The sequence below is a fragment of the Flavobacterium sp. UBA7682 genome, from assembly GCF_002482945.1.
Lineage (GTDB): Bacteria > Bacteroidota > Bacteroidia > Flavobacteriales > Flavobacteriaceae > Flavobacterium.
The window spans coordinates 239388-262679 of the sequence record NZ_DLGY01000026.1; the positions used below are offsets into that span (position 1 = coordinate 239388).

Annotated in this window: 22 protein-coding genes and 1 tRNA gene; 12 read left to right on the top strand and 11 right to left on the bottom strand. The window is 34.9% G+C overall.

Annotated features, from left to right (window positions below; translation table 11 throughout):
- Positions 1-2 precede the first annotated feature (2 nt).
- On the bottom strand, positions 3-1502 hold the full coding sequence (locus tag B3C16_RS07410) for a GH3 auxin-responsive promoter family protein (protein WP_291130401.1): 1500 nt from the start codon (positions 1500-1502) through the stop codon (positions 3-5).
- Position 1503: 1 nt separating this feature from the next.
- Complete coding sequence (locus B3C16_RS07415) at positions 1504-2373, bottom strand: M23 family metallopeptidase (protein ID WP_291130404.1); 870 nt, start codon at positions 2371-2373, stop codon at positions 1504-1506.
- 140 nt (positions 2374-2513) lie between these two features.
- On the opposite strand from B3C16_RS07415, the gene B3C16_RS07420 reads away from it, so the two are divergent.
- Positions 2514-2723, top strand: a complete 210-nt coding sequence (locus B3C16_RS07420; RefSeq protein WP_291130407.1) for a Sec-independent protein translocase subunit TatA/TatB — start codon at positions 2514-2516, stop codon at positions 2721-2723.
- 18 nt (positions 2724-2741) lie between these two features.
- The gene (locus B3C16_RS07425; RefSeq protein WP_121314957.1) at positions 2742-2936 is read left to right on the top strand and encodes a twin-arginine translocase TatA/TatE family subunit; all 195 of its coding nucleotides are present in this window, start codon (positions 2742-2744) and stop codon (positions 2934-2936) included.
- Positions 2937-3016: 80 nt separating this feature from the next.
- On the opposite strand, the gene B3C16_RS07430 is transcribed toward B3C16_RS07425, so the two are convergent.
- From B3C16_RS07430 to B3C16_RS07450, 5 genes are all read right to left on the bottom strand, one after another.
- A complete protein-coding gene (locus B3C16_RS07430) occupies positions 3017-5140 on the bottom strand; it encodes a Tex family protein (protein ID WP_291130412.1) in 2124 nt (707 codons plus the stop codon).
- A 305-nt stretch (positions 5141-5445) separates the two neighbouring features.
- A complete protein-coding gene (locus B3C16_RS07435) occupies positions 5446-6276 on the bottom strand; it encodes an NAD(P)H-hydrate dehydratase (protein WP_121312191.1) in 831 nt (276 codons plus the stop codon).
- A gap of 12 nt (positions 6277-6288) precedes the next feature.
- Positions 6289-7191, bottom strand: a complete 903-nt coding sequence (locus tag B3C16_RS07440) for a cation diffusion facilitator family transporter (RefSeq protein WP_291130415.1) — start codon at positions 7189-7191, stop codon at positions 6289-6291.
- Positions 7192-7193: 2 nt separating this feature from the next.
- The gene (gene rpiB / locus B3C16_RS07445) at positions 7194-7625 is read right to left on the bottom strand and encodes a ribose 5-phosphate isomerase B (RefSeq protein WP_121312189.1); all 432 of its coding nucleotides are present in this window, start codon (positions 7623-7625) and stop codon (positions 7194-7196) included.
- Between the two features lie 636 nt (positions 7626-8261).
- A complete protein-coding gene (locus B3C16_RS07450) occupies positions 8262-8495 on the bottom strand; it encodes a DUF2007 domain-containing protein (protein WP_121312188.1) in 234 nt (77 codons plus the stop codon).
- A 112-nt stretch (positions 8496-8607) separates the two neighbouring features.
- Between B3C16_RS07450 and rnr the strand changes: the two genes are divergently transcribed.
- The 3 genes from rnr to B3C16_RS07465 are packed head-to-tail and all read left to right on the top strand — an operon-like array spanning position 8608 to position 12246.
- Complete coding sequence (rnr, locus tag B3C16_RS07455; protein WP_291130419.1) at positions 8608-10788, top strand: ribonuclease R; 2181 nt, start codon at positions 8608-8610, stop codon at positions 10786-10788.
- Between the two features lie 43 nt (positions 10789-10831).
- Positions 10832-11497, top strand: a complete 666-nt coding sequence (locus B3C16_RS07460; RefSeq protein WP_121312186.1) for a head GIN domain-containing protein — start codon at positions 10832-10834, stop codon at positions 11495-11497.
- A gap of 56 nt (positions 11498-11553) precedes the next feature.
- Positions 11554-12246, top strand: a complete 693-nt coding sequence (locus B3C16_RS07465; protein ID WP_121312185.1) for a LysE family translocator — start codon at positions 11554-11556, stop codon at positions 12244-12246.
- Positions 12247-12477: 231 nt separating this feature from the next.
- Here the strand turns inward: B3C16_RS07465 and B3C16_RS07470 are convergent.
- Together B3C16_RS07470 and folB are read right to left on the bottom strand one after the other, a co-directional pair.
- Positions 12478-12548, bottom strand: a tRNA-Cys gene (locus tag B3C16_RS07470).
- 96 nt (positions 12549-12644) lie between these two features.
- The gene (gene folB / locus B3C16_RS07475) at positions 12645-13004 is read right to left on the bottom strand and encodes a dihydroneopterin aldolase (protein ID WP_121312184.1); all 360 of its coding nucleotides are present in this window, start codon (positions 13002-13004) and stop codon (positions 12645-12647) included.
- A 126-nt stretch (positions 13005-13130) separates the two neighbouring features.
- Here folB and B3C16_RS07480 point away from each other — a divergent pair, with 126 nt between their 5' ends.
- The 4 genes from B3C16_RS07480 to B3C16_RS07495 all read left to right on the top strand — a co-directional run bounded on the left by B3C16_RS07480 (position 13131) and on the right by B3C16_RS07495 (position 16035).
- Positions 13131-14816, top strand: a complete 1686-nt coding sequence (locus B3C16_RS07480) for a glutamine--tRNA ligase/YqeY domain fusion protein (protein ID WP_291130421.1) — start codon at positions 13131-13133, stop codon at positions 14814-14816.
- Between the two features lie 282 nt (positions 14817-15098).
- Complete coding sequence (locus B3C16_RS07485) at positions 15099-15428, top strand: YtxH domain-containing protein (RefSeq protein ID WP_121312182.1); 330 nt, start codon at positions 15099-15101, stop codon at positions 15426-15428.
- Positions 15428-15778, top strand: a complete 351-nt coding sequence (locus tag B3C16_RS07490; RefSeq protein ID WP_291130426.1) for a competence protein — start codon at positions 15428-15430, stop codon at positions 15776-15778. The genes B3C16_RS07485 and B3C16_RS07490 overlap by 1 nt, the downstream gene beginning before the upstream one ends.
- Before the next feature lie 2 nt (positions 15779-15780).
- A complete protein-coding gene (locus B3C16_RS07495; RefSeq protein WP_291130429.1) occupies positions 15781-16035 on the top strand; it encodes a DUF6327 family protein in 255 nt (84 codons plus the stop codon).
- Positions 16036-16062: 27 nt separating this feature from the next.
- Here the strand turns inward: B3C16_RS07495 and B3C16_RS07500 are convergent, their stop codons facing one another.
- Entirely contained in the window at positions 16063-17049 is a 987-nt protein-coding gene (locus B3C16_RS07500) for an SPFH domain-containing protein (RefSeq protein WP_121312179.1), read from the bottom strand.
- A 78-nt stretch (positions 17050-17127) separates the two neighbouring features.
- On the opposite strand from B3C16_RS07500, the gene B3C16_RS07505 reads away from it, so the two are divergent.
- Positions 17128-17754: a PorT family protein gene (locus B3C16_RS07505; protein WP_291130432.1), complete on the top strand. Its 627-nt coding sequence runs from the start codon at positions 17128-17130 to the stop codon at positions 17752-17754.
- A gap of 35 nt (positions 17755-17789) precedes the next feature.
- Here the strand turns inward: B3C16_RS07505 and gltX are convergent, their stop codons facing one another.
- Positions 17790-19292 carry a glutamate--tRNA ligase gene (gltX, locus tag B3C16_RS07510; RefSeq protein WP_291130435.1) on the bottom strand — a complete coding sequence of 501 codons (1503 nt, stop codon included), beginning with the start codon at positions 19290-19292 and terminating at the stop codon, positions 17790-17792.
- 210 nt (positions 19293-19502) lie between these two features.
- Here gltX and B3C16_RS07515 point away from each other — a divergent pair, with 210 nt between their 5' ends.
- Positions 19503-22877: a DUF4175 family protein gene (locus tag B3C16_RS07515; protein ID WP_291130438.1), complete on the top strand. Its 3375-nt coding sequence runs from the start codon at positions 19503-19505 to the stop codon at positions 22875-22877.
- Positions 22870-23292: an rRNA maturation RNase YbeY gene (ybeY, locus tag B3C16_RS07520; RefSeq protein ID WP_291130441.1), complete on the top strand. Its 423-nt coding sequence runs from the start codon at positions 22870-22872 to the stop codon at positions 23290-23292. The genes B3C16_RS07515 and ybeY overlap by 8 nt, the downstream gene beginning before the upstream one ends.

The window sequence follows — 23292 nt, forward strand, 5'->3', positions numbered from 1 at the left end:
TTCTATTTTCTGCTAAAAAAATCCGCAATCTTTCTATCATTGGCCAATCGAGGCAATTTGTTTTGTCCGCCGAGTTTCCCGATAGATTTCATATAATCTTGGAAGCCGTTTTTGTCCACTTTTGAAATCACTAGTGTTCGCAACACATTCCCTACAATCAAATCATCATAATACGTATTTTGTTTGCGCATAGCCTTGTCAATTCTTAAGGCAAAATCTTCCAGGTTTTCAGGTTCTCCCGAAGCTTCGGGATCAAATTCGATAAACCATTCATGATATGGTAATCCTTCTTTTGGTGTAATTTGTGGTGCAACCGTAAATTCATTAATACGAACGTTTGTTCCTTCCATTGCTTCTTGTAAAGCGCTTTCCACTTCTTTGCCGATGACATGTTCGCCAAAAGCCGAAATATAATGTTTAATCCTTCCTGAAACGATTACGCGATAAGGTTTTAAACTTGTGAATTGAATGGTGTCGCCAATGTTATAAGCCCAAAGTCCGGCATTAGTGGAAATGATTAAAACATAATTGACGCCTAATTCGACTTCGCCTATGGTGTGTCTTTTAGGCTTTTCTGTATAAAATTCGTCGGCTTTTACAAATTCGTAAAAAATTCCCGAATTCAGCAATAGCAACATACCTTTTTCTTTCTGCGAATCTTGGTAAGCAAAAAAACCTTCTGAAGCCGGAAATAATTCAATAGAATCGACTTTTCGACCAATTAAATTTTCAAATTTGGCGCGATAAGGTTCATAATTTACGCCGCCGTAAATAAACAAGTTGAAGTTTTTGAATATTTCACCAACGGATTGATTGGCTTTTTGTTGTAGTTTTTCAAAATACATTTGCACCCAAGAAGGAATACCCGAAATGACCGTCATGTTTTCGTTAAGCGTTTCTTCTACAATTGCATTGACTTTGGTTTCCCAATCTTCGATGCAATTGGTTTCCCAACTTGGCATGCGATTTTTTTGTAAATATTTCGGAACAAAATGCGCTACAATTCCGGAAAGTCTTCCGAGTTTGATTCCGTTTTTTTCTTCCAGAATCGGACTGCCTTGCAGGAAAATCATTTTACCATCAACAAAATCTGCTTTGCCGGTTTCATGGATATAACTTAGGATGGCGTTTCGTGCTGCTTCGATATGAAACGGCATGGATGCTGCCGTCAGCGGAATATATTTTGCCCCGGAAGTCGTTCCCGAAGTTTTGGCAAAATAAATGGGTTTGCCTTTCCACAATATGTTTTCATCGCCTTTTACTACTTTATCAATATAAGGTCGCAATGCTTCATAATCCCGAATCGGAACTTTAGCCGCAAAGTCTTCAAAGTTTTTGATATTGGCAAAATCATGGTCGTTGCCAAACTGAGTAAATTTGGCTTGACCGATTAAATCATTCAACACTTTTTGTTGGGTTTCAACAGGTTTTGATGCCCAAGCTTTGGTTTTTTTGTGAATGTTTTTGGCTAATAATTTAGCGGCTATTGATTTGATGGACATCTTATTCGAATGCTATAAAAATAGTTGGATCAATTGGGTAACCGTCTTTCCATAATTCAAAATGCAAATGCACACCGGTTGATTCGTTTCCGGTTGAACCCGCTAGTGCAATGACTTCACCGGTTCTGACAGCGTCACCTTGACTTTTGGTTAAAGAAGCGGCGTGTTTATAGGCGGAAATAAATCCGTTATTGTGTCTTATAATAATCACGTTTCCGGTGGTTGGTGTCCAATCAGCAAAAATTACGGTTCCTCCTAAAATGGTTTTTATCGGTGTATTTTTGGCTAAAGCCACATCAACGGCATAATGCTTTTCTTTAGGGTTAAATTTCTCGGTAATCATACCTTTGGCAGGAGAAAAAAACACGACGCTTACTTTTGGCTTAGCCTTTTCAAAAAGATTGTACTTGTCTTCTCTGGCAACTTGCTCTCTTAGTTTTAAATCGGCTTCTGTGGGTTGTAAATCTTCCTCAGAAACAGGTTCGAGATTAGTTGCGGTTATCGAATCTTTACTGAATTTGGCATAATCCAAATCTCCGGTTAAAACTTTCTTGATAGAAGCGATATAAGCTTCATTTTTCTTTAAAGCGTTGCTTAACGAATCTGATTTCAAAGCTAACTCTGTCGCGTCTCTTTTCAATTTGGTGGAGGCATAACCCGGAATATACTCTCGCAAAGGCGTAAATGCGATAATGTAAGTAGTAATAAAAATAATCAATAACGCACCAATACTGGCAACCACAAACACATTCATCAACGTCAAACGCAAAGAAAATACTTCTTCAAATGTTTCTTCATTCAAGATAACCAAACGGTTTTTCGTGAATAATTTTTTCTTTATGATTTTGCGTTTAAGCCGTTTTCCCGACATAGTTGTTGATTATACCACAAATATAGAAAATAATATCTGCTTCCTATTTTATAAAGTTTAACGTTCTTTAGGATTAAAAGAATCTCTCCTATTGATTTATTTTCTACATTTGCCTAATATTTAATCTAATTACACTAATCATGAACTTTTTAATGATATTTTTAGGAGAATTTGGAATGCCTCAAATTCTATTAATTTTGGCCGTTGTTTTATTGCTTTTTGGTGGTAAAAAAATTCCGGAATTGATGAAAGGTTTAGGTAGCGGCGTGAAAGAATTTAAAAATGCGGCTAAAGACGATGCTGCTCCCGTAAAAAAAGAAGCGGAAACTAAAGACGAAACAAAAGAATAAACTATAATTAATAATAAGATGAATTTTCTAACCATATTTCTTGGCACAATTGAATTCCCTCAAATGATGTTGATTTTGGCCGTTGTTTTATTACTTTTTGGAGGTAAAAAAATTCCGGAACTAATGAAAGGTTTGGGTAGTGGCGTGAAAGAATTTAAAAACGCAGCTAAAGATGATGTACCAGTAGCAAGAAAAGAAGAAACTACTAAATAGTAACTTCATCATCCCGAAACTTCTGGATCAAAAATAAAAATCCCTAATTTCAATAGGTTGAAATTAGGGATTTTTATTTTTTAGAAAACCATCGTCAACTGAATTCGTTTACGCTCTTCGTCAACTTCAACAACTTTTACCTGCACATGTTGGTGCAGCTTAACTACTTCATTCACATCGGAAACAAACCTGCTGCCGAGTTGGGAAATGTGAACCAAGCCGCTTTCTTTTATTCCGATATCTACAAAACAACCAAAAGCGGTAATATTATTGACGATTCCCGGTAAAATCATTCCGGAACGAACATCTTTAATGGTTTTGACATTGGCGTCAAATTCGAAAACTTTCGCTGCTTTTCTTGGATCTAATCCCGGTTTTTCGAGTTCTTTTAAAATGTCTTTGACGCCTAAAATTCCAATCTCTGACGTAATATAACTTTCGGGTTTTATCAAACTGATTTTATCTTTTTTCCCAATTAATTCTGCCGTTTTTAAGCCTAAGTCTTTCGCCATTTTTTCCACAATTGGATACGCTTCAGGATGTACGGCTGAATTGTCTAAAGGATTTTTTCCATCTTTGATTCGGATAAAGGCTGCAGCTTGTTGGTAAGCTTTGTCGCCCAAACGCGGTACTTTTTTCAATTGCTTTCTGTCTTCAAACGGACCGTTTTCACTTCGGAAAGCGACGATATTTTCAGCCATTTTTTCTCCAATTCCTGAGACATAACTCAGCAATGATTTACTCGCTGTGTTGATATTAATCCCAACCGAATTCACGCAACGAACGACTACAGTATCTAATTCTTCTTTGAGTTTGGTTTGGTCCACGTCATGTTGGTATTGCCCTACTCCTATCGATTTTGCATCAATTTTCACCAATTCTGCCAAAGGATCTGAAAGTCTTCTTCCGATGGAAACAGAGCCACGAACAGTCACATCATAATTGGGGAATTCCTCTCGGGCAATTTTACTGGCGGAATACACCGATGCTCCGGCTTCCGAAACCACAAAAACTTGAACCGGTTTATCAAAAGCAATCTTTTTGATAAAGAATTCGGTCTCTCTGCTTGCCGTTCCGTTTCCAATGGAAATCGCTTCAATATTATAAGCATTGACCATCGATTTGATTTTTTTCATCGCCATTGCGGTTTCGTTTTGCGGTTGATGCGGATAGATGGTTTCGTTGTATAATAAATCGCCTTTTTCATCCAAACAAACAATTTTGCAACCACTTCTAAATCCCGGATCAATGGCTAAAATTCGTTTTTCTCCTAATGGTGGTGCTAATAAAAGTTGGCCTAAATTCCCGGCAAAAACTTCTATTGCTTTGGCATCCGCTTTGGCTTTGGCTTCCTGTAATGTTTCATTGGAAATCGCCGGTTCTAATAATCTTTTGTAGCTGTCTTTAATGGCTAAACGCAATTGGTCTGCGGTTTCGCGATTGTTTTTTATCGTATTGTTTTCGATAAATTCGATAGCTTCTTCTTTCTCTATTTCAACATTTAATTTGACAAAACCTTCGGCTTCGGCGCGCAACATCGCTAATAACCTATGCGATGGCGCTTTAGAAATCGGTTCGGCCCATTCGAAATACTGGGAGAATTTTTGAGCGGCTTCGTCGTCTTTTTTGGTTTTTACGACCTTCGTTTCCACAATGGCTTTTCTTTGGAACAAACGACGCAGATTTTTCCGAATGTAGATATTTTCGTTTATCCATTCGGCGGTAATGTCGCGCGCGCCTTGTAACGCATCGTCTTCATTCGGAACTTTAGCATTCAAATATTTGGAGGCAATGAACTCAATATCGTCTGAATTTTGCGCCATGATAATTTTGGCCAACGGTTCCAAACCGTTTTCACGCGCGATATCGGCACGGGTTTTTTTCTTCTTTTTATAGGGTAAATACAAATCTTCAATCTCTTGTAAATCGAAACTGTTTTCAATTTTACTTTTCAGTTCCGAAGTCAATTGTCCTTGTTCTTCAATCGATTTTAAAACACTGTCTTTTCGTTTTACGATTTCGTCGTATTGCTTTATTAGCTTGGCAATGTTTTCAATCACCACTTCGTCCAAATTTCCGGTTTGGTCTTTTCGATAGCGTGAAATAAAAGGGATTGTGCAATCTTCGGATAATAATTTTAAAGTTGCTTCAATGCTTTTTGGCGAAGCCGTAACATGGTTTTGAATAAATTGTATGTTGGTCATTTTTGTATATTTGAGCAAATCTCATGCAATGATAAAATATTTTTTCCTGAGGATTCTATTGTTGATTATACTTTGTTTGGGAAGTATCGTTTTCTTCCTTGATTTTGAGGAGTTTTACTTAGCCTATGCTTTGAGTATTTACACGGGTTTGTTTTTTTGGTCTTTTTTTTTTATTGGTGGAAAGTTATTTTTTTCACAAAAAGACCTTGCGACTTAAACGAAATTTAAATCTCTTAGCCGGAATACCTATTTTCCTTTTTATTGTAGTCAGCTTTGTTCTATTTTGGAAAGCAATTCACAGCTAATCAGCCTTTTTTATAGTTTATCTTTTGGAATGCTTTCCCAAGATTTTCAATCACATCAGTAATTAACATGCTTTCTTCGCTTTGGGTTTCTAAGGTAATATCAGCAGCCAATCCGTGAAGGTAAACACCAAGAATAGCGGAGTTTATCGGTTCATAACCTTGGGCTACAAATGCGGTTATGATACCGGTTAAAGCATCGCCTGAACCGCCTTTAGCTAAGCCTGAGTTTCCTGTGGAATTTTGAAAACTTTGGTTTCCATCGGTAATGAAAGTTTTGTGTCCTTTTAAGACAAATATACAGTTTAGTTCAGCTGCTTTCTCTATGGCTTTTTGTTGTCTTTTTTCGACTGAGAAATGAATACCAAACAATCTATCGAATTCTTTGACATGCGGTGTTACAATTGATTTTGCTGGAAGTGTAGCTAATAATTGTTGGTTTTTGGCTAAAATGTTGAGCGCATCAGCATCAAAAACAACAGGTAATTTGATCGTTTCAATTACAAATTCTACTTTTCTTTTAGCTTGTTTGTCGGTTCCAAAACCCGGTCCGATAGCGATAGCATTGTACTTTTCCCAATCGTTATTGTCTTCTCTAAATTCAATCATCGCTTCCGGTATTGAGTTGAAAATAACCCATTTTTCTTTCTTAGGAATGTTGACCGTCAGCAAACCAACTCCGGCTCTTAAACATGCTTTTGCAGCAATAATTGCAGCGCCCATTTTGTCTTTACTTCCGGCAATAATCAAAGCATGACCGTGACTGCCTTTGTGTGAATCGGGCAAACGTTTTTTGAAAATTTTTTGGATAAGGTTTTGGTCAACCGTAATCATGTTGAAAAATTTTTAATCCTGAACGATGAAATCTTTTGGATCTTCTTTTTTGAATTCAGGTTGGATGTTGATATGATTGATGTTAAATTTAAGAAATAAAACCTGTTCTACTTCATGCAGTAACTCATTGAATTCACTCATTTTAATATCATCTGAACAATCTAAATGCGCTTCGAGATGTAATTCTTCATCGTTGAGATGCCAAACGTGGATGTGGTGCAATTTATTCACGCCCGGAACCTTATGTACTTCTCGAACCAATTCTTTAATATCAATAAAATCTGGTGTAAAAAGCATCAACATTTTTGTAGAAGTAATTAATAATTTGACTCCAACCACAATCAAATAAATCGCTATGGCAATGGTCATTACGCTATCAACCCAAAACCAACCGTAAAATTTCATCAACAAACCACCAACCAAAACAGCCACTGAAGCCATCATATCGGTAAGCAAATGCAAATAGGCTGATTTCATGTTGATATTGTGTTCGGCATCTTTACGGAGAAAAATTACGGAAAGACCATTGACAATAATACCGAGTAAGGCTAACCAAATTACCATTCCGGATTCGATGGGTTGTGGATTAACAAATCTTCCAATTGCACCATAAATCAGAATAAACGCGACAATTACTAAGGTTGAAGCGTTGACAAAAGCGGCAATCAATTCGGCTCTTTTGTAACCAAAAGTATTGTTTATAGATGCTTTTCTTCTGGATAATTTGTGTGCAATCAAACTAAAAATCAACGAAAGCACGTCTGAAAAGTTATGTAAAGCATCTGAAATCAGTGCCAAACTTCCTGAAATGATACCGCCAATCACTTGCGCAATGGTAATAATCAGATTCAGGATAATGGAAAGGACTAAGTTTTTACCCTTTACTTCATGTTTGTGGATGTGAACTTCGCTCATTATTATTGACAAGCGATTTTATTCACTCTGGAGGCATGTCTTCCGCCTTCGAAAGCTGTATTTAAAAAAGTATCCACCATTTCAACGGCTTGTTGAACCGAAGTAAATCTTGCAGGAATGCTTAAAATGTTAGCGTCATTGTGTTGACGAGCTAAAGCGGCAATTTCTTTAGTCCAACAAACTGCTGCTCTAATGCCTTGGTGTTTGTTAGCAGACATCGCAATTCCGTTTCCGGAACCACAAATTACGATACCAAAATCGGCTCTCTTGGTTTCTACATCAACCGCAACCGGATGACCAAAATCAGGATAATCCACACTGTCAAAAGTATCTGTTCCGTGGTTAAATATTTGATAGCCTTTTTGTTCCAAAAAAGAGACAATGGCTTTTTTATAATCCGGTCCTGCGTGATCGTTTCCGATGGAGATTTTCATGGTGTTATATATGTAGTTAAGGATACAAATTTACGTAAACTATCGCTTCTATTTCTACTTTAAGGTAACTACTTGATTTTAAAAACTTAAGATTTTGAACCAACTGAGATTTTTCTATAACTCTTTGAAAATCATTGCGTAAATTTTAAAACAAATGTTAAAATTTTAGAATGTTGATAGTGTTTTGTAAATCCTTGACAATCAGTTAACTTTAAATTAACATGAATTGTTAACAACTTTGGATAGAAAATTAGAAGTTTTTTGAGGTTGTATGCCTTTTTTTTCTAATCCAAAATGCAAACGAGAAAATCAAATTTAGTTTGATCTTTTTTTAGATTACTTATCAGCATAAAAAAGCAGGTTTTCAACATAAATCAACTATTAAACTTATTAAAAATTTACTTGTTTTTTTACATGTTAACAACTGTTGATAAGAATCAAAATTTTACTCATTTAAAGAACTTTACAATTACATAACATTGTTAATTTCTCTGTATAAGTTTCTATAACTTTTAAAACCCTACGATTACCAAAAAGTTATTGCGACTATTAACACACTATAATAACCATCATAAATTTTAAATAATTTTAAAAATCTTTTTGTTGTATTTAATATATGTTGACAACTTTGAAGTTTTAAACGATTTTTAAATTGTTATTTAAGTCATTTAAAATCTTTTGAACGGTTTCAATATCATTAGGATGAATCTTTAATTGGATTCCGCCATAAGCCAAACTCGCAAATGGATCAATAGAAATAAGGTTTTCATTTTGGAATAAATACGGAATGTTTTCTCTTTCTAAAATGGTTTTTAAAACCATAACTTCATGAGCGAAATTAAAAGTAGCAATCGTGATAAATTCGGTCATCTTTTTGAGTTTTTATAAAGATACAAATTGTTATTTTTTAATTAAAACTAATCGTTAATTACTATTTACTAATTACTATTTCGTAATTTTCAGCATTAATAGAACTGATACAATGAGTAAGAAACCAAAAAAATTCGGGAAGACAACCAAAACATTTTCCGAGAAGATTTTTAAAATATTATCAAAGAATGCCAATAAACCATTCAATTATAAACAAATAGCCACTATACTTGAGTTGGATGATACCAAAAGTAGAAACGAAATTATCAAAGATTTAAAAGTGTTAGCCGCTCAAAAATTGATTATAGAATCCGAACCCGGAAAGTATTTAGTCAAAGCTACCAGCCAAAAATATTACGAAGGAACTATTGACATGACCAGTAGAAAAGCCGGTTATTTTGTTTCAGATGAATTAGAACATGATGTTTTTGTTCCTTTTGTCAACTTAAATCACGCTTTGGATGGTGATAAAGTAAAAGCTTATGTTTACGACCGAAGAAGTTCCAGAAAACCGGAAGCAGAAGTTTTAGAAATTTTAGAAAGAGCCAAAGAAGAATTCGTTGGTGTGGTTGATATTCAAAAGAATTTCGGCTTTGTAACTACAGCGAATGCTAAAATGTACACTGATATTTTTATTCCAAAAAATAAATTAGGTGAAGCCGAACACGGAGATGTAGTTTTAGTCAGATTAGAAGATTGGCCGGCGAAAGCGGATTCGCCTTTTGGTTCCGTGATTAAAGTTTTAGGGAAACCAGGCGAACACAATACCGAAATTCATGCGATTTTAGCAGAATATGGTTTACCGTATGATTTCCCGATAGAAGTAGATGCTTTTGCTAATAAGTTAGATACTTCCATTACAGAAGAAGAAATTGCCAAGCGTCGAGACATGCGAAAAGTGTTGACTTTCACTATTGATCCAAAAGATGCGAAAGATTTTGATGATGCTTTATCATTCCAAGTTTTAGAGAATGGAAATTATGAAATTGGTGTTCACATTGCCGATGTTTCGCATTATTTGAAAGAAGGGACAATACTCGATGATGAAGCTTATAGAAGAGCTACATCAGTTTATTTAGTAGATAGAGTTGTACCAATGTTGCCTGAGGTTTTATCAAATTTTGCTTGTTCACTTCGACCAAATGAAGAAAAATATACGTTCTCGGCTATTTTTCAATTGAACAACAAAGCGGAAGTTTTAGATTCTTGGTTTGGAAGAACCGTGATTTACTCAGACCAACGTTTTGCTTACGAAGAAGCACAACAAATTATTGAGACAAAATCGGATGTAATTCCGGCGGAAATTTCTCTTACCGGAAAAGAATATAAAGCACCAAAGGAAATCGTCGAAGCAACATTAAAGATGCAAGATTTAGCCAAAATTCTTCGTAAAAAAAGAATGGCTGATGGAGCGATTTCGTTTGATAAAGTAGAAGTAAAATTCAATTTAAATGAAGAATCAGAACCGGTTGGTGTGTTCTTTAAAATTTCGAAAGATGCCAATCATTTAATTGAAGAATTTATGTTGTTGGCAAACCGAAAAGTAGCCGAATTTATTGGGAAACAAAAGAAAACTTTTATTTATAGAATTCACGATGAACCAAACGAAGACAAGTTGATTAACCTTCAAACAGTGATTGCTAAATTTGGGTATTCAATTAATATGAAATCCAAACAAGACATTTCAAAATCGTTGAATAATTTGTTGATGGAAGTCAATGGGAAAAAAGAACAAAATTTAGTAGATACTTTGACCATTCGAAGTATGAGTAAAGCCAAATATTCTACTGAAAATATTGGACATTACGGATTAGCTTTTGATTTTTACAGTCATTTTACGTCACCAATTCGACGTTATCCGGATGTAATGGCACATCGTTTGTTGCAGTTTTATCTTGATGGTGGAAAAAGTGTCAGTCAAGAAGAATACGAAGAAAAATGCGCACATTCCAGTGATATGGAAGGTTTAGCAGCGCAAGCTGAAAGAGATTCTGTTAAATACATGCAAGTTAAATACATGCAAGACCACAAAGACCAAGAATTTTTAGGGGTTATTTCAGGTGTTACCGAATGGGGAATTTATGTAGAAATCATCGAAAACAAATGTGAAGGTATGGTGAGAATTCGTGAAATAAAAGAGGATTATTATACTTTTGATGAGAAGCAATATGCTTTGGTTGGTCAAGCCACCAATAGTATTTTGCAACTTGGAGATGAAGTTTATGTTAAAGTAAAAAATGCTGATTTAGTGAAAAAGCAATTGGATTTTCATTTTATCAGAAGAAACGAATAAATAGTCAATGTTCAGTTATTAGTGTTCAGTAAAAATTTAAAATATGAAAAATTTAGTTTATAGTTTATTAGTATTCAGTTCGATAGCTTTCGGACAAGTTGAAAAAAATGTTGGTGATTTTACCAAGGTGACTTCTTTCGATCAAATTGATGTTTATCTGATAAAAAGTAGTGAAAACAAAGTTGTTATTGATGGTAAAGAAGCAAACGAAGTAGAATTAGTTAATAAAAACGGAGAATTAAAGATTAGAATGCCTTTAACTAAATTACTTGCCGGAGATAATATTTCTGTAACAGTTTATTTCAATAATCTTACCGCAGTAGAGGCAAATGAAGGGTCAAGAATTGCATGTGGCGACAAAATTGAATCCACTGCTTTTGAAATTAATGCTAAAGAAGGCTCTATTCTCAGATTAACTTTAGATGTTGGAAAATTGAATGTTAGAGTAGCCAATGGATCTACTATTAATTTAGAAGGAAAAGCTGATAATCAAGATGTTTTAGTGAATTCGGGTGGTATTTATGACGCTCAAAATTTTAAAACTAAGCAAACAACTATAACAGCGAATGCTGGAGGAAATGCAAATGTTTATGCTACTGATTTAGTGGAAGCTAAAGTTCGTGCCGGTGGTGATATCACTATTTACGGTAAACCAAAGCAAATCAATCAAAAAGTGATAGCTGGCGGAAGTATTGAGGAAGCAAAATAAAAATAGTTTTAAATTGTTAAAATTTAGTTCTAAATTGCATTGTCAAAATTCAAAGCATGATTTTTCTTAACGATATTTTATCCGCAATTCCGCTTGGTTTCATTCTGAGTTTTATGATTGGACCGGTTTTTTTTGTATTACTTGAAACTAGTGTAGTCAAAGGATTCAGAGCTGCTATAGTTTTCGACTTAGGAGTGGTTCTTGCCGATATTGTATTTATTCTTATCGCATTTTTTAGTAGTTACCGATTGATACAAAGTATTAAAAATGATCCGGCTTTGTTCATTTTTGGTGGATTGGTGATGCTTACTTACGGAATCATTTCCTTTGTAAAAAACAAAAAAGAATCCAAAAAAAGCATTGATGAAATTGACCCAAAAGAATTGGCTAAAACCAACTATGTTTCTCTTTTCTTTAAAGGTTTTTTCCTCAATTTTATCAATATTGGTGTATTGGGTTTTTGGTTAGCCATCCTAATAACAATCGGACCACAATTAGAGTTAAAAGCTTCTAGAATGATTACTTTTTTCTCAACATTAATCATTGTTTATTTCATAACCGACATATTTAAAATTCTTTTAGCCAAGCAATTAAGAAATAAATTAAATCCAAAAAATATTCTTTTAATCAAGAAAATGATTAGTATAGTTTTGATTATTTGTGGAGTGGTTTTATTATCCCAAGCTTGGTTTCCGAAAGAACAAAAGATGGTGAATTCCGCTATTGAAAAATTAGAAGGCGAGAATTAAAATTAAAATTTACCAATTAAAAAGTTCCAAATTTCCTTGAAGGTTTATAGTAAACACTGTCAGGGTTTGAACACATCTTTAACTAATTTTCTAAAAATTTGCCAATAAAAAAACCTCCAAGTTTCTTTGAAGGTTTTTAGTAAACACTGTCCGGGTTCGAACACAACTTTAATTAATTTTTTCTAAAAATTTACCAATAAAAAAACCTCCAAGTTTCCTTGAAGGTTTTTGAGGCATCGTCCGGGTTCGAACCGGAGTAGTCGGTTTTGCAGACCGGTGCCTAGCCGCTCGGCCACGATGCCAGTTGGACGGCAAATATATAAAACAATTGATAATTATCAATTATCAATTGATAATTTTTAGAATTCGTAATTCGTAATTTAAAATTTCTAATTCTTTTAACTACGATATTCTTCCATTTCAATCGTAACCGCTTCAACATCACCGCCAATAGGTGGATTTAGTTTTGAAACGCCTAGTAAAATTCGGGAAACAGATGGTATTTCTCCAAAGATTCTGGTAATGATTCTATGGGCAACATGTTCCAATAATTTTGAACGAATCGCCATTTCTTCCTCTATAATTCGGTTTAAAAGCACGTAATCAACCGTATCTTTTAGTTCATCAGTCACCGAAGATTTTCTCAAATCAGTTTTGATTTCAAGGTCAACACGGTAATCCGAACCAATTCTTCCTTCTTCTTCCAAACAACCATGAAATGAAAAGGTTCTTATGTTTTGTAGTTTAATAGTTCCCATATTAAGCAGTATTCAGTGTTCAGTAATTAATAATCAGTTTGTATCAAATAAATAATATAGGTTCTATTATCTATTCATCTCTTATCTATCATCTAAATTTTTATCTTTGCTAAAATTACAAAAATAATGTCAACAGAAGAGAAGTCCCTTAATTTCCTCGAACAAATTATAGAAGAAGATTTGAAAAACGGTTTGCCTCAAAGCAAATTGCGTTTTCGTTTTCCACCTGAACCTAATGGTTATTTACACGTTGGACATGCGAGTGCTATTTGTTTAAATTTTGGTTTAGGAATTGATTATCAGTCGCCTGTAAATTTGCGATTTGATGATACCAATCCGGCTAAAGAAGAACAGGAATACGTTGACGCCATCAAAAAAGACATCGAATGGTTGGGTTATCAATGGGATACAGAATGTTATGCTTCAGATTATTTCCAACAATTATATGATTGGGCAGTTGAATTTATCAAGAAAGGAAAGGCTTATGTCGATAGTCAATCTTCTTCAGCAATGGCCGAACAAAAAGGAACTCCAACGCAAGCTGGAACTGATTCTCCTTACAGAAATCGTTCTGTTGAAGAGAATTTAGACCTATTGGAACGAATGAAAAACGGAGAATTTCCAAATGGAACCCATATTCTTCGTGCTAAAATAGACATGTCACACAACAATATGTTGATGCGCGACCCAATAATGTATCGCATTTTGCATTCGCATCATCACAGAACAGGCAACCAATGGTGTATTTATCCGATGTACGATTGGGCGCATGGCGAAAGTGATTATTTGGAACAAATTTCCCACTCATTCTGTACGCTTGAATTTTTACCTCACAGAGAATTATACGATTGGTTTTTAGACCAAGTGTATGATTCAACTAAAGTTCGTCCAAAGCAAAGAGAATTTGCCAGAAGAAACCTTTCACATACAGTAGTTTCTAAAAGAAAGCTATTACAATTAGTGGAAGAAAAACATGTTACTGGTTGGGACGATCCAAGAATGAGCACGATTTCAGGGATGCGCCGTCGAGGTTATCCGCCAATGGCGATTCGGAATTTTGCCAAAACTATCGGAATTGCGAAGCGTACCAATCTGATTGATGTTTCACTTTTAGAGTTTTGCGTTCGCGAAGAATTGAATAAATCTACGCATCGTGTAATGGCAGTTTTGAATCCGGTGAAGTTAGTAATCACCAATTATCCTGAAGGTCAAGAAGAATGGTTAGAAGCAGAAAACAATCCGGAAGAAGCAGTAATGACTTATAGAAAAGTCCCGTTTTCAAAGGAATTATACATTGAAAGAGAAGATTTTCAAGAAGAAGCCAATAAGAAGTTTTTCCGTTTGACATTAGGAACAGAAGTACGCTTAAAAAATGCTTATATCATTAAAGGCGAAAGTGTTGTCAAAGATACTGAGGGCAATATTACTGAAATTCACTGTACTTATGATACCGATTCACGTAGTGGAAGCGGAACAGAAGCTTCTCAAAGAAAAGTAAAAGGTACGATTCATTGGGTTTCTATTACTCATGCAATAGAAGCAGAAGTACGTATTTACGATCGTTTATTTTCGCACGAAAGTCCGGATGGCAATAAAGAAATTGACTTTAAAGAATTCATTAACCCAAATTCTTTAGAAGTAATTACCGGTTATGTTGAACCAAGTTTGCAAACGGCTAAAAATTTAGACCAATTTCAGTTCCAACGTTTGGGTTATTTTTGTGTTGATAAAGAGTCGAAGGCTGAAAAATTGGTTTTCAACAAAACGGTAGGCTTAAGAGATACTTGGGCAAAAGTGGAAAGCAAAGAATAAATTTAAAAATAGATTTTATAAATGGAAAGCTGACGTAAATGTTGGCTTTTTCTATTATTAACAAAAACTATCGTAATTATAAAAAGCATAATTTTAAACCATAAAAAATGGCTTTCATAAATCGATTTTATTAGAGTTTTGAGATTTTGGAATGTCTATTTACGATGATTTAAATGAACGGTGATTATATCGCTTTAAAATGAATTTCGACTGTTTAACGACCTCTTAACAGCTTTTCGGTAAAATTTTTGTAACTTTAATAAAATTAAAAAATTCAAAGTTATGTCTAGTAGAACTGGTGATAGCATTTTGGCACTTTTAGCCGGTGCTGCAATTGGAGTTGGAATCGGAATTTTGTTTGCGCCTGATAAAGGTTCGAAAACGAGAGAAAAAATCAAAGGCAGTTTTGATGATTTGAAAGATCAAGCCAAATCGAAGTTTAATTCTTTTGAAGAAGAAGCTAAAGAAAAATTTACACATTCAAAAGACGAATTAAAAGAAACGGTTGACAACTTACTTTCGAAATCGAGTTATAAAGCCGAAGAAGCGATTTCATTTTTGGAAGAGAAATTAGCCGAGCTTAAAAAACAAAATGCCAAATTGCAGAAATAATGGCTTTTGAAGAAATAAAAGAAAACGTAGACAATATTCAGGAAAATGCCAAAGCTTATATGGAAAGCAGTATTGCTTACTATAAACTTTGGGGTTTTAAGGTTGCCATGAAGTCAACTACTTTAATGGTAAAGTTTATGTTGATTGCACTTTGCCTGACAATTGTTTTACTTTTTGTCTCTATTGCCGGAGCTTTAGCTTTTGGAAAAATGTTTGATAGTTATCCTTTGGGATTTTTGGCCGTGGCCGGAATTTATGCGATTTTGGCAGCTCTTTTATTTTTGGTAAAAGACAAAGTGGTTGAAGGTCCAATTCTGGAGAAATTCTCCGAAATATTTTTTAACGACTAATTATGGGAACTAAAAAATATTCTTCCTACGCCGAAATTGAGCACGATTTAGAAATCCTGAAGCTGGAAAAAGAAATTTATTATCAGAAAATGAAATTGAGTTTCGATAAAACCAAAGAAAGTATATTGCCGTCACAACCATTAGAAGGTTTGTATGCTATTTACAATAAAGTCTTTTCAGGCACTTTCGGAATGATTTTAAAGATGTTGATTCCGTATGCTGTCAGTTGGTTTATAAATAGAAAAAGAGGCGATTAAGCCTCTTTTTTTGTGTAATTATTTTGATTAAGATTCCGTTTCAGAACTTTCTTCATTCGAATCATAATCGTTCGGTTGGTTTTTACCTTTTTTAGGTTCCACTTTTCTCATTCCGGTTTTCATTGATTCTCCAACCAAATTACTTGCCGTAAAACTAGCGACCATGTTGTTCAACATATCGCTTCCGGCTTGTGGTGAATTAGGTAACAAAATCAAGTTCGAATTGGTATCAGCACCAATCGCTTGTAAAGTATCATAATGTTGTGTCACGACAATCAAAGCAGAAGCTTCTTGTGAATTGATGCCAACTTTATTTAAAACATCAACACTTTCTACCAAACCTTTGGCAATTTCCCTTCTTTGGTCGGCGATACCTTGTCCTTGTAAGCGTTTGCTTTCGGCTTCTGCTTTGGCTTTGGCTACAATTCTGATTCTTGAGGCTTCAGCTTCAAATTCAGCTACCGTTTTTTCTCTATCGGCTGCGTTAATTCTATTCATCGCATTTTTTACTTGAATATCCGGATCAATATCGGTAACCAAAGTATTGATGATTGTGTAACCATAAGTAGTCATGGCTTCGTTCAATTCTCTTTTCACAGCGATCGCGATATCATCTTTTCTTTCGAAAACATCATCCAAAATCAATTTTGGTACTTCGGCACGAACTACGTCAAATACATAAGAAGTGATTTGATCATGCGGATATTCTAATTTATAAAAGGCATCGTAAACGGTATCTTTAACGACCATAAACTGTACAGAAACTTTCAATTTAACAAACACGTTGTCCTTGGTTTTGGTTTCAATAATCACATCCAATTGTTGAATTTTCAAATTCACACGACCTGCAATTCTGTCGATTAAAGGAATTTTTAAATGAAGTCCGGATTGTCGGATACTTAAAAATTTCCCAAAACGTTCCACAATTACAGCGGTTTGTTGCTTGACAGTAAAAAAAGAAGAGAACAACACAAAAAGGCCGAAGACCAGAAAGGCAATTAAAAAAATATCCATTTTTGATTATTTAAATTGTTAATACAGTGTTTATACGAAATATATGTATGTTTGTTACAAATTAACTATCCTCATTTCATGAACAAAAATCTTATCGTCCTTTTGTTGTTTGTTACAACAATTGCGAACGCACAATATGGCTACAGAGATTCCAATATGATTGGAATAACTTTAGGATTAAATCAATTCAATTTAAAAACTTCAGATTTCGAAACCAAACCAGGCGATGGTTGGAACATTGGACTTTCCATGAGAGGAAATGCCTTTAACGATTGGGATGCAATTTACGGATTGCAGTTTAGCGAGTACAATTTCAAAGTGGCGACTTTAAACCAACTCATGAATGAAAGAGAAACCAACTATAAGCTATCTTGTGCCAATATAACTTTTCAATTAAGCTATAAGTTTATCGAAAACCATTTGAGTGTTGAGTTTGGGCCAATGGTTCAAGTCAATGGCAAATTGACCATAGAAGAAACCGATGAAGACTATATTGTCAAAGGAAATCCAACTGTTATGGCCAAAGACTTAACCGACATCAGTAATTTTACAATTTATCCCGTAGTTGGTGTAACTGCCGGCGTTAGAAACGTAAGGTTGAATGTTACGTATCAATACGGACTCAACAATATGCTCGGAAAAATGGATGGCGATTTTAAAGGAAACGCATCGGTTTTAAACGGAAACATTATATTTTACTTCTAATAAAAAAGTCCCGAATAACTCGGGACTTTTCCTTTTTATAAAGTTGCAATCGCTTTCTCCAATCGCTTAATGGTTTCTTCTTTACCAATCAATTCGACTATGTCAAAAAGATGTGGTCCTTTTAAAGCACCAACCAAACTCAAACGAAACGGTTGCATGACTTTCCCCATTCCGATTTCTTTTTGTGTCATCCAATCTTTGACAATGGTTTCAATATTTACCGAAGTGAAATCTTCAATAGTATTTAAAACAGCAATCAATTGTTTGATAAAATCAGGTGTTTCTTCTTTCCAGTTTTTAGCTGCTTTTTCATCATAAGACGTTGGCGCCACAAAGAAATAATCCGCTAAATCCCAAAACTCTGAAACAAAATTCGCACGTTCTTTTATCAGTGAAACTACTTTTGTCATATTGAGCGCAGTCGAGATGCCTTTTTCAGCTAAAATAGGAGCAAAGGCTTTCGCCAAACTTTCATCGCTTTGTTTTTGCAAATATTGATGGTTGAACCATTTGTTTTTATCAGGGTCAAATTTAGCTCCGGCTTTATGAACCCTATTCAAATCAAATTTCTCTGCTAATTCTTCTAAAGAAAATATTTCCTGTTCTGTTCCGTCATTCCAGCCTAATAAAGCCAAAAAGTTAACCACAGCTTCCGGGAAAAACCCTTTTTCTCGGTAACCTGATGAAACACCTTCTTCGCTTTTCCATTCTAACGGAAATACTGGGAATCCCATTTTGTCACCATCGCGTTTGGATAATTTTCCGTTGCCAATTGGTTTCAAAATCAAGGGCAAATGCGCAAATTCAGGCGCTTCCCAACCAAAGGCTTTGTATAATAAACTATGCAAAGGCATCGAGGGCAACCATTCTTCACCACGAATTACATGTGAGGTTTCCATCAAATGATCATCTACAATATTCGCCAAATGGTAAGTTGGCATTCCGTCTGATTTGAACAAAACTTTATCGTCTAACAAATTCGTTTCAAAATTAATATCACCACGAATGATATCATGCAAATGCAAAGTTTCATTCACCGGCGTTTTAAAACGGATAACATAAGCTTCGCCGTTGGCAATTCTTTTCTCAGTTTCTTCTTTTGAAATCACCAAAGAAGTATCCAATTTTTCTCGGTTGTGCCAATTGTAAATGAATGTTTTTCCTTGCTCTTCGTGTTGTTTTCTTTGCGCATCCAAAGCTTCAGCAGTGTCAAAAGCATAGTAAGCCCAACCCGAATTCACCAACTGATCTGCGTATTGTTTGTACAAAGGTTTTCTTTCGCTTTGACGGTATGGACCGAATTTTTCATTCTTACCAATGGTTTCGCTTGGCGCAATGCCTAACCATTCTAAAGCTTCAAAGATATATTGTTCGGCTCCTGGAACGAAGCGATTTTGGTCGGTATCTTCAATTCGCAAATAGAAAACACCGTTATGTTTTTTGGCAAATAAATAATTAAATAAGGCTGTTCTAACACCACCAATGTGTAAAGGTCCTGTCGGACTTGGGGCAAAACGAACTCTAACTGGTCTTGACATTTTTTATAATTTATGGTTATTCATATTAGCGCTGAGCTTGTCGAAGTGTGTGCAAAGATAATCAGAAGTTGGAAGTTGGAAGTCGGAAGGTTGAAGTTTTTGATAAGGTTTGGAGCGTCATTTTCAGCACTTTTTCATTGGCAAATTTTTAACGTTGGTTATTCAGCAAAAATTGTACATTTATCGGTTATATAAAAGATTGGCTAAAAAGTGGAAAAATCAACCCTTATTTATCAAAAGTTAGAAGACTTTATTCGAAAGTTTTATACCAATGAATTGTTGCGCGGAACGATATTTTTCGTTGGCTTAGGTTTGTTGTATTTTATCTTCACGCTTTTTGTGGAATATTTCTTGTGGCTCAAACCAATGGCGAGAACTATTTTGTTTGCGGTTTTTATTTTGGTGGAATTGTTTCTGTTGTTGAGATTCATTTTATTTCCGCTTTTCAAATTGTTCAAATTGCAAAAAGGAATCGATTACAATCAAGCTTCAAATATCATTGGAAACCATTTTAACGAAGTAGGTGATAAGTTGACCAACTTTTTACAATTATCACAAGACCTAAATAAATCCGAGTTATTATTAGCTTCGATTGACCAAAAAGCCAACACTTTGCAGCCGATTCCTTTTGGAAACGCCATTAATTTGGGGAAGAATAAGAAGTATTTGCCATTGGCAGTTATTCCGATTTTGTTCTTTTTGTTTTTCTTGATTTCAGGCAAAGGAGATATTTTGTCCCAAAGTTTGAATCGTGTAGTGAATTTTAAACAACAGTTTTTACCACCTGCGCCATTCGAATTTGTGGTTGTAAATGATAATCTGCAAACAGAACAAAACAAAGACTTTTTACTAAAAGTGAAAACTATTGGTAAAGTATTTCCCGAAAACGCGATGATTTTTATTGGTGAGGAAAGCTATTTTATGGAAAGTAACAAATCCGGTGAATTCCAGTTTGTGATTCCGAAACCTTCAGAAGATGTAGAGTTTCACATTGAAGCCAATGACGTTTCTTCGAAAGATTATGAATTGAAAGTCGTAACTGTTCCATCAATTGCCAACTTTGAAATGGTTTTAAACTTTCCGAGTTATCTCAATAAAAAATCTGAAGTCATTAAAGGAACCGGAAACGCCATTATACCTGAAGGAACAAGAGTTACATGGAGAATGAACACATTGGCTACGCAAAAGGTGGATTGGGTGAATGCCAACAATCATTTTGCTTTTATCAAACAAGATAATCAGTTTTCATTATCGAAAAACATTGTTCAAAACACCGACTATCAAATTCTGACCTCAAATGCAAAAGTTCAGAATTATGAAAAATTGAATTATCAGATTTCGGTAATCAAAGATCAATTTCCAACTATAACGGTTAACAATGCTCCGGATAGTTTGAAAGTGAATAAAAATTACGTTCTAGGACAAGTTTCCGATGATTACGGACTTTCAAAACTGCAAATTGTCTACTATCCAAAGGATACGCCAAACAGCGCTAAAAAAGCATATATAAATGTCAAGAAAGACGTATACGACCAATTTGTGTTTTCTTTTCCGAGTAATCTTCCGGTAGAAGAGGGTGTTTCGTATGAATATTACTTTGAGATTTTCGATAATGATGCGATTCACAATTCAAAAAGCACAAAATCTTCTGTATTCAGTAATCGTATTTCGACTGAAACTGAGAAGCAGGACGAAATGTTGCAACAACAAAATGATAACATTAATTCATTGGCTAAATCTTTAAAAGCTCAAGACAAGCAATTATCCGAGATGGAGAAATTGCAAAAAATGGGCAAAGAGAAAGACAATTTAGATTATAAAGAACAACAAAAAGTCAACGATTTTATTCAACGCCAAAAACAACAAGACGAGTTGATGAAAGAGTTTTCAGAAAAGATGAAAGACAATTTGGAGCAATTCAAGGCCGAGAAAAAGGATGAGAAGAAGGAGTTGTTACAAGAACGTTTAGAGAAAACCAAAGAAGAATTAGAAAAAAATAAAAAGCTTTTAGATGAACTTCAAAAACTGAACGATAAAATCAGCAAAGAAGAATTGTTTGAGAAGATGGAGAAATTCCAACAATCCAGTAAAAATCAAACCAAGAGTTTGGAGCAATTGGTAGAATTAACCAAGCGTTATTACGTAGAGAAAAAAGCGGAACAAATTGCTGATAAATTGGACAAGCTTGCTGAAAAGCAAGATAAATTGGCTGACAAGACAGATGACAATAATGCCCAAAAGCAAGACGATATCAACAAAGAGTTTGACAAGCTTCAAGAAGAATTGAATGAATTAGACAAAGACAATAAGGAATTGAAATCTCCTATGGATTTGCCGAATACTGATGAAAAGGAGAAAAGTATAGATGAAGATTTAAAGGACGCCAAAGACCAATTACAAAAGCAACAAAAGGAAAAGGCTAAACCAAAGCAAAAAAGTGCGGCCAAAAAAATGAAGCAAATGAGCCAACAAATGGCAGAACAAATGCAATCAGGCGATATGGAACAAATGGAGGAAGATGTGGCAATGTTGCGTCAGATTTTAGATAACCTTTTAGCATATTCTTTCTCTCAGGAAGAGGTGATGAAACAGTTTAAAAATTTGAAACGTGGCGCGCCGTCATTCAATAAGAACCTAAAAATTCAACAAGATTTGAAACAACAATTCAAACATGTTGATGACAGTTTGTTTGCTATGTCATTGCGTAATCCTAAAATTGCCGAAGAAGTAACTAAAGAAATAGGTAATGTTCAGTACAATGTGGATAAAGCTTTGGAAAATTTGGCTGAAGCTAATGTTCCAAAGGGAAATTCTCACCAACAGTATGCTGTTTCGTCTTCGAATAAGTTAGCCGATATGTTGAGTGATATACTCAACGGTATGCAAATGCAGATGCAAATGGAAGGACAAGGACAAGGAAAGCCAAAACCAGGAAAAGGACAAGGTGCCGGAATGCAATTGCCGGATATCATTAAGAAGCAAGACGGATTGGGTGAAAAGATGAAAAAGGGAATGAAAAAGGGGGAAAAACCAGGAGATGGACAAGAAGGTAAAGAAGGTGAGAAACCCGGAGAAGGTCAACAAGGAAGTAAAGACGGTCAGGGTCAAAAAGACGGAAAATCAGGGCAAGGCCAAGGGAATGAAAAGGGCGGAGAACAAGGTCAAGACGGTGAAGGTGATGCCAAAGCTATTATGGAAATATACAAAGAACAACAACAACTGCGCGAAGCTTTAGAGAAAGAATTGAAGAAGCAAGGTGTTGGCGGAAACGGTCAAAACACTTTGGATCAAATGAAGCAAATCGAAAAGCAATTATTAAACAAAGGTTTTAACAACGAAACGCTTCAAAAGATTCTCAATGTGAAGTATGAATTGCTGAAATTAGAAAAGGCATTACAACAACAAGGCGAAGATAAAAAGCGCCAATCAGAAACTAATAAGAAAGAATTTAGCAATCAGGCTAATGCACTTCCTAGTAAGCTTCAAGAATATTTGAATAGTATTGAAATTTTAAATAGACAAAGCTTACCTTTGCGCTCCAATTTTAACCAGAAGGTTCAAGAATACTTTATAAAAAATGATTAGTTTTAATTACGAGTCAGATTTCAATTTAGACAACGAAACGAATTATGCCGATTGGCTTTCCAAAGTCATTAGCTCCGAAATAAAGAACGAAGGTGAAATTAATTACATCTTCTGTGACGATGATTATTTGTTGGAAATAAACCAACAATACTTAGATCATGACACATTAACAGATATTATCAGCTTCGATTATTCTATAGGAAACGAACTACACGGAGATATTTTTATTTCCATTGAAAGAGTTCGAGATAACGCTCAAGATTTTAGTGTTTCTTTTGAAGATGAGTTAAAGCGTGTAATGGTTCACGGTCTTTTGCATTATTGCGGTTACAAAGACAAATCTGAAGCCGACGAAAAATTAATGCGTGAAAAGGAAGAAGAGAAAATGAAGATGTTCCACGTGAAACAAAATTAA

Excerpts from the sequence above, each read along its gene's own strand:
- gltX (WP_291130435.1), bottom strand. The coding sequence starts at position 19,292 with ATGTCAAGACCAGTTAGAGTTCGTTTTGCCCCAAGTCCGACAGGACCT.
- B3C16_RS07495 (WP_291130429.1), top strand. The coding sequence starts at position 15,781 with ATGGGAACTAAAAAATATTCTTCCTACGCCGAAATTGAGCACGATTTA.
- B3C16_RS07430 (WP_291130412.1), bottom strand. The coding sequence starts at position 5,140 with ATGACCAACATACAATTTATTCAAAACCATGTTACGGCTTCGCCAAAA.
- B3C16_RS07450 (WP_121312188.1), bottom strand. The coding sequence starts at position 8,495 with ATGACCGAATTTATCACGATTGCTACTTTTAATTTCGCTCATGAAGTT.
- B3C16_RS07465 (WP_121312185.1), top strand. The coding sequence starts at position 11,554 with ATGATTTTTCTTAACGATATTTTATCCGCAATTCCGCTTGGTTTCATT.
- B3C16_RS07435 (WP_121312191.1), bottom strand. The coding sequence starts at position 6,276 with ATGATTACGGTTGACCAAAACCTTATCCAAAAAATTTTCAAAAAACGT.
- B3C16_RS07440 (WP_291130415.1), bottom strand. The coding sequence starts at position 7,191 with ATGAGCGAAGTTCACATCCACAAACATGAAGTAAAGGGTAAAAACTTA.
- B3C16_RS07485 (WP_121312182.1), top strand. The coding sequence starts at position 15,099 with ATGTCTAGTAGAACTGGTGATAGCATTTTGGCACTTTTAGCCGGTGCT.
- B3C16_RS07415 (WP_291130404.1), bottom strand. The coding sequence starts at position 2,373 with ATGTCGGGAAAACGGCTTAAACGCAAAATCATAAAGAAAAAATTATTC.
- B3C16_RS07410 (WP_291130401.1), bottom strand. The coding sequence starts at position 1,502 with ATGTCCATCAAATCAATAGCCGCTAAATTATTAGCCAAAAACATTCAC.
- B3C16_RS07460 (WP_121312186.1), top strand. The coding sequence starts at position 10,832 with ATGAAAAATTTAGTTTATAGTTTATTAGTATTCAGTTCGATAGCTTTC.
- folB (WP_121312184.1), bottom strand. The coding sequence starts at position 13,004 with ATGGGAACTATTAAACTACAAAACATAAGAACCTTTTCATTTCATGGT.
- B3C16_RS07425 (WP_121314957.1), top strand. The coding sequence starts at position 2,742 with ATGAATTTTCTAACCATATTTCTTGGCACAATTGAATTCCCTCAAATG.
- B3C16_RS07420 (WP_291130407.1), top strand. The coding sequence starts at position 2,514 with ATGAACTTTTTAATGATATTTTTAGGAGAATTTGGAATGCCTCAAATT.
- B3C16_RS07500 (WP_121312179.1), bottom strand. The coding sequence starts at position 17,049 with ATGGATATTTTTTTAATTGCCTTTCTGGTCTTCGGCCTTTTTGTGTTG.
- rpiB (WP_121312189.1), bottom strand. The coding sequence starts at position 7,625 with ATGAAAATCTCCATCGGAAACGATCACGCAGGACCGGATTATAAAAAA.
- B3C16_RS07505 (WP_291130432.1), top strand. The coding sequence starts at position 17,128 with ATGAACAAAAATCTTATCGTCCTTTTGTTGTTTGTTACAACAATTGCG.
- ybeY (WP_291130441.1), top strand. The coding sequence starts at position 22,870 with ATGATTAGTTTTAATTACGAGTCAGATTTCAATTTAGACAACGAAACG.
- rnr (WP_291130419.1), top strand. The coding sequence starts at position 8,608 with ATGAGTAAGAAACCAAAAAAATTCGGGAAGACAACCAAAACATTTTCC.
- B3C16_RS07490 (WP_291130426.1), top strand. The coding sequence starts at position 15,428 with ATGGCTTTTGAAGAAATAAAAGAAAACGTAGACAATATTCAGGAAAAT.
- B3C16_RS07480 (WP_291130421.1), top strand. The coding sequence starts at position 13,131 with ATGTCAACAGAAGAGAAGTCCCTTAATTTCCTCGAACAAATTATAGAA.